Raw genomic sequence first — 1,111 nt, 5'->3', positions numbered from 1 at the left:
GATTTCCATGCGCAAACGAAGCTCCTATCCCAAACCCTTCAAGGCCCAGGTTGTGCAGGAATGCCTGAAACCCGGTGCCTCAGTTTCCAGCGTCGCCATCAGCCACGGCATCAATGCCAACGTGATTCGCAAGTGGCTGCCGATTTACCGTGATAAACCTGTCGCGCCATTTCCCGCGTTTGTACCGCTGCAACCGATTCCTAAACGGCACGCTGATGAAGCCGTGGTGATCGCACTGCCGCTGGGCGACAAATCCATCACAGTCAAATGGCCCATCACCGACCCGGACGGCTGCGCACGTTTTATCCGCAGCCTCTCGCAATGATCCGCATCGACGCCATCTGGCTCGCCACTGAGCCCATGGACATGCGCGCCGGCACCGAAACTGCGTTGGCCCGCGTGGTCGCCGTGTTCGGTGCGGCGAAGCCGCACTGCGCTTATCTGTTCGCCAACCGCCGGGCCAACCGGATGAAGGTGCTGGTGCACGATGGCGTGGGCATCTGGCTTGCCGCACGGCGCTTGAACCAAGGCAAGTTTCACTGGCCTGGAACTCATCGCGGTTTGGAAGTCGGGCTCGACGCTGAACAACTTCAAGCGCTGGTGCTCGGTTTGCCATGGCAGCGAGTTGGCGCTAACGGCGCAATCACAATGATTTAGCCTTGCTTTTCAGCTGTGGCAGGTGGATCGCTTTGGTAAAATCCACGGCATGACTTCCTCTCCCAATCTCGACCAAATGACACCCGAACAACTGCGCGCACTCGCTGCGCAGTTGCTGTCGAAGGTCGACACCATGGGCCGAAAAATCCATCGTGACGAGACGATCATCGAGCAGCTCTCTCACGAGATTGCCATCCTCAAGCGCCACAAGTTCGCCAAGCGCAGCGAGCAGATCAGCCCGGCGCAAGGCAGCTTGCTCGATGACCTGCTCAACACTGACCTTGAGGCTATCGAGGCAGAACTGAACGCACTTCGTCCCGCCCCAACGTCGGACGAAACCCGCCAAAAACCCAAGCGCGCGCCGCTGCCGCCGCAGTTCCCACGTACCGTCATTCGTCACGAGCCTGAGAACACCCAGTGTGTCTGCGGGTGTCAGCTTCAGCGCATCGGCGAA

General features: G+C 59.5%; 3 protein-coding genes. All 3 read left to right on the top strand.

Annotated features, from left to right (window positions below):
• A partial coding sequence (tnpA, locus tag KDX37_RS29235) for an IS66-like element accessory protein TnpA (protein ID WP_231656641.1) occupies positions 1–325 on the top strand: 325 nt, incomplete at its 5' end.
• Positions 322–657 (top strand): IS66 family insertion sequence element accessory protein TnpB, encoded by a 336-nt coding sequence (gene tnpB, locus KDX37_RS29230; protein WP_157815118.1) that lies wholly within the window; start codon positions 322–324, stop codon positions 655–657. The genes tnpA and tnpB, both read left to right, overlap by 4 nt.
• Positions 658–706: 49 nt before the next feature.
• On the top strand, positions 707–1,111 hold a 405-nt coding region (locus KDX37_RS29225; protein ID WP_455127252.1), incomplete at its 3' end, for an IS66 family transposase.

It is taken from the genome of Pseudomonas californiensis (genome assembly GCF_021147775.1).
Classification (GTDB): domain Bacteria; phylum Pseudomonadota; class Gammaproteobacteria; order Pseudomonadales; family Pseudomonadaceae; genus Aquipseudomonas; species Aquipseudomonas californiensis.
The sequence above is the reverse complement of the archived record's forward strand: the minus strand, read 5'-3'. Positions and strand labels throughout refer to the sequence as shown.